Origin of the sequence: Devosia sp. (assembly GCF_034675085.1) — a bacterium.
Lineage (GTDB): Bacteria > Pseudomonadota > Alphaproteobacteria > Rhizobiales > Devosiaceae > Devosia.
On sequence record NZ_JAUCDN010000274.1, the window covers coordinates 1 to 4,328 of the forward strand.

Annotated in this window: 3 protein-coding genes; all 3 read right to left on the reverse strand. The window is 62.8% G+C overall.

Annotated elements, in window-relative coordinates:
- Nucleotides 1–53: 53 nt before the first annotated feature.
- The gene (locus VDP82_RS14525; RefSeq protein ID WP_029994077.1) at nucleotides 54–2,279 is read right to left on the reverse strand and encodes a TonB-dependent receptor; all 2,226 of its coding nucleotides are present in this window, start codon (nucleotides 2,277–2,279) and stop codon (nucleotides 54–56) included.
- Nucleotides 2,280–2,344: 65 nt separating this feature from the next.
- Entirely contained in the window at nucleotides 2,345–2,743 is a 399-nt protein-coding gene (locus VDP82_RS14530; protein ID WP_226948734.1) for a hypothetical protein, read from the reverse strand.
- A 145-nt stretch (nucleotides 2,744–2,888) separates the two neighbouring features.
- Nucleotides 2,889–4,157, reverse strand: a complete 1,269-nt coding sequence (locus VDP82_RS14535) for an integrase family protein (protein WP_323015555.1) — start codon at nucleotides 4,155–4,157, stop codon at nucleotides 2,889–2,891.
- Nucleotides 4,158–4,328 lie beyond the last annotated feature (171 nt).

A 4,328-nucleotide genomic window follows, 5' to 3' on the forward strand; every position in this document is an offset into this window, starting at 1 on the left:
CCCCCCGCCCCCCCGCCCCTGCATCAAGGATTTTCGTTCCGAACGCATTGTCGTCAGAACGAGATCGTGACGCCTGCGTTGACCGACCGCCCCCGGCCCGGGACCGGGCGAAGAACGCCGGTCGCCTTCAGATCCCCGAGCGACATCCCGCCGAGCGGAGCATAATAGGCCGCGTCGAACAGATTGTCCGCGCCGAGCGTCAATCGCACATTGTCGATGCGATAGGCCAACTGGACGTCAAGCAGCGCATAGCTTCCCGTTCGCGGCTCATTGCGGGTCGGATCGACACGATCCTTCTCGCCGACGACGGTCAGGTCAATCCGGGTTTCCAGTCCGCCGATCCTATGTTCCAGCCCCAGCGCCGCGTTGAACGGCATCTGGTGATAGAGCGGTCCATGGTCCGCCAGGTTCTCGCCATGCAACCAACTCGCGCGCGCGGTCAGTCGTGCGCTCCCTGCCGATGAGGACGACCAGAGCGGGACGGCGGCCGACAGGTCGATGCCATAAATCTCCGCCTTCTGGTTGGCGAATTGCAATTGATCGAAAGCGGTCGGTCTGCCCGCCGTGTCGGTAAAGTCCGCCAGCTTCACGGCGTCGATATAGTCGTCAACATGAGTGAAATAAGGCGCGATCTTCAGCGACCAGCCATCCTTGCCGCCGCCATGAACCGACAGAGCGGCGCTCAGCGTATCCGCCTTTTCCGGGCGAAGCGCGAGGTTGCCGACATAGCCATTCCCGTCCCCGAACCACCCGATCATCCGGCTCGCCATGCCGCCGCGGCCCCAGCTATACCGTTCGTAGATATTCGGCGAACGCACCTTCCGGGCATAGCCGAACTCGATTTCCGCATGAGGCGACAGCGCATATCGAGCAAGCAACGTGCCGCTCCAATTGCTATCGTGCCGCTTGCGGTCGGCTGCATTGAACGCGGCGGCCGCCATCACGTCGGCCATCTGCATCATTCCGGTGCCGTAGGGCGCGACCGTCCCCGTATTCATCCAGACCTGATCGTTGCGGATGCCGGCGACCAGCGTGAACCCGCGATCCCAGCTCTTTTCCCATTCGAGGAATGTGCCGAGACGATCGCGCTTCCCCCCGTTGACGTTCATGAAAGCATTCGGCCCCATCATCATGTTTCCCGCGACGGGCGGCCAGAAATCGTTGAGCCACTGGTGTTGGAATTCATTGCCGAGACGCAGCGTTCCGGCACCGCCCAGCAGGATTTCGGCCTGGACCGCGTATCCGGCGCTATGGACTTCGGTGTTCATCGGCATTCCGCCAGTAGCCGTCCCACCCTTATCGGCGAGAAAGTTCATGGCATGGTCGGTGTCGCGCCAACTCGCCCGCACATCGAGATTGCCCCAATCGAAGACGCCTGCATAGTGCCCGTTCAGGAACCAGGACTTGTTGGACGTCATGTCCATATATTGGTTGGGAAACCCCTCGTAGGGCGCGAAATGATAGCCGCCCTTCAGCTCGACCAAGCCGCTGCCGACCTGCGCGGCCAGGCTCAGGCTGTGATCGGTCTTTGCATATTCGCTCGATCGCACGATGCCCAGCGATCCACCGCCCTTGAAATTGTCGGCCTGGGTATAGGAGCCGTTATAGGTCAGGCTGCTCTTGTCGCTCGCGGCCGTCATTGAAAGCGAACCGCCGAAGCCATCGCCATTGCTGCGATAGAAGGCCGAGATTTCACCTGTCAGCAGCGTATCGCCCTGTTTCGCGAAGCGGGGCGGAGCGCTCTCGACGCGGATGATCCCGCCGATGCTGTCGCCGCCATAGCTGACCGGCGAGACGCCCGTAATGACGTCGATCGCACCCACGGTCTGCGGATCGGTATAGGACAGGGGCGGATTCATATCGTTCGGGCAGGCCGAGGCGATCGCCACGCCGTCGACGAGCACGGTCAGGCGCTGCGCCTCCAAGCCGCGGATCACCGGCAGGGTCGAAAAGCCCCCGGCGCCGAAGCCGCTGACACCTGGCACGCTTTGAAGAATGGCGGCAGTATCACTCGAGCCGGCCTGAAGGTTGCGGAGGCGAGATGAGGAGATCCTTTCGCCCGATCCCGTCGACGGCGCTTCGCTGGCCGAGTCCACATCGACCTCCGGCAGCACAATGCCATCCTGTGCAAAGGCCGGCGAGAGCGGGCAGCAGGCCAGCGCTGCGACGAAGGCGGGGGCAGCAATATCGCGTGCCAGGCGGGTCTTGAAAGCGGTAGCGCCGGCAGAAGCACGCGCCACAGGTGCCGCGCGCCGCGCGGCAAAATGCAAATTCGTCATGTCGGAATCCTGATTCACATGGGACGCCCGATTGGGCGCCGTTCAACGCGGAAATGTTGAGTGAATCAGGCGGAGGGTGGCCCAATCGCGGGCGGGCGAAGATAGATACCGCGCCAGAGGACTATACGCGGCGGAAGGCGGAAACCCGTCGCGATGATGAAAGCGATCGCGATCGCCAGCAGAAGCGCGTCGGTCGCCGCGAGTGTGGGCGAGGACAGTCCGGAGAAGGCGCAGGGCGCTTCCGCCTTTTTGTGCTCCCCATGGTCATGTTCGCCGGTCTTGCCCGGCAGCTCCAAGACGATCGTCTGCGGCCCTTGACCCGAGCAGAGCTGGACGAGGATCACACCATTCGAGGCGACCGGCATGAAACCCGCGGGCACCAGGGCTTTTACGATCAGCGTGGCGCCCAGAAGCAACGCGCACAGCCAATGATGCCGGCCAAGGAATTTGCGGGTCTCAGTCACGTCGCGTCGTCTATGCTGATATTGCCACTATGTCGAGAATACGACACGCTGAAAAGTTTAACGGCCATGTTCGTCGGATTGCAGCGGCTGTCATTTGATGGCATCGACACATGCCCTTTGCCCGGGTCGAGCGGCTCACCGAAGTTCATGCCGCAAGCTGGAGTTGTGTCGATTTAGCCGCGCCCTCCGCAAGCAGCCGTTCGATCTCGTCGGACGTTCGCCGCACGGCGAGCTTGAGCGCCTCGTCGATGTGGATGTAGTCTTGGGTGACGTTCTGCGAGGCATGGCCAAGCATGGCGCGGATCGTCAGCTCCGAGAAACCGAGATTGCCCGCCACGCTGCCGAAGGTGTGGCGCAGCGTGTGCGGCGTAATGCCCTCTATCCCCGCCAGCTTGGCAACGCGCTGGAGGCAGGCGCTGACTGCGGTGAATGGCCCCCGCCCGACTTCCGAGGGGAAAGCGTGCGGATTGCCCACGATCACCGGCTGGCTCTCGACGGCCTTGACGGCCGCAGGGCCGATCGCACGAATCTGCGCGCCGCCCTTGGTGTCGGGGAATGCCACATAGCCGCCGGCTCCATTGACCCAGGCTCGGTGCATCGCTTGGCCTTCCTCACGGCGGTATCCGGTCAGCAAGAGCGTGCGCAGCACGCCGAGGGCGACAGGGTTCTCGCCATTGCGCTCCGCATAGGCCATCGCCTTGCCCATCAACACTATCTCGGCGACGTTCAGGCGCCGGGTCTTCTTCTTACCGGCCAGCTTCTTCGCTCCCTGCGTCGGGTGAGCGTCCAGCAGGCCCTTATGCTTCGCATGCCCGATGATGGCCTGGAGCGTGCCGACGCAGCGCGCCGCCACACCGGCGCCGCCGGTCGCCATGCCGCCCCGGCCGCCGCTGCGCGGCTTCGCCGTCTTCCCGTCCTTCACATCGGTCTGCATCTGCTCGACATCAGCGATCGTCAGATGCTTGACGATCCGCTTGCCCAGGAGCGGCTTGATATGCGTCTTGATGCGGCTCTCATCCATGTCGAGCGACGATTTCTTGATCGGCAGGTTCTTGCGGCCGAGGATATTGCCCGCCCGAGCCTCGGTCAGATACCAGTCGCACATCTCCTCGACCGTCATTCCCTTGCGCGCCTGGCGAACCTCATCGGCGGGGTCTTCGCCGCCGATCACGGCCGCCAGCTTGAGCTTGGCCTGGTCGCGTGCCTGATCGACCGTCAGCACGCCATAGCGCGCGATATTGATGCGGCGCTTGATGCCCTCGGCGTTGCGATACTGGACGATGAACGTCTTGAGGCCGGACGGCAGCACGCGCACGCCGAAGCCTTTCAGCTCGGTATCCCAAAGCACGGTCTGCTTTTTCGACGGCGGCACGAGCGCATCGACCGCGCGCTTGGTCAGCTTGCTGGTTGGCATCGTGATCCTCCAGTTGGAGACAAAGCCCGACGGAAGGGGTATTGTCTCCAAATTGTCTCCATGCGGCGCCCAATTGCGTCCAGCAGCAGGATACGATAGGAGAGGTTAAGTATCAAGAACTGTTGAAGAAATCGTAGTATGGCGTAGCCTTGGAAAGCATGGAAAAGCCGC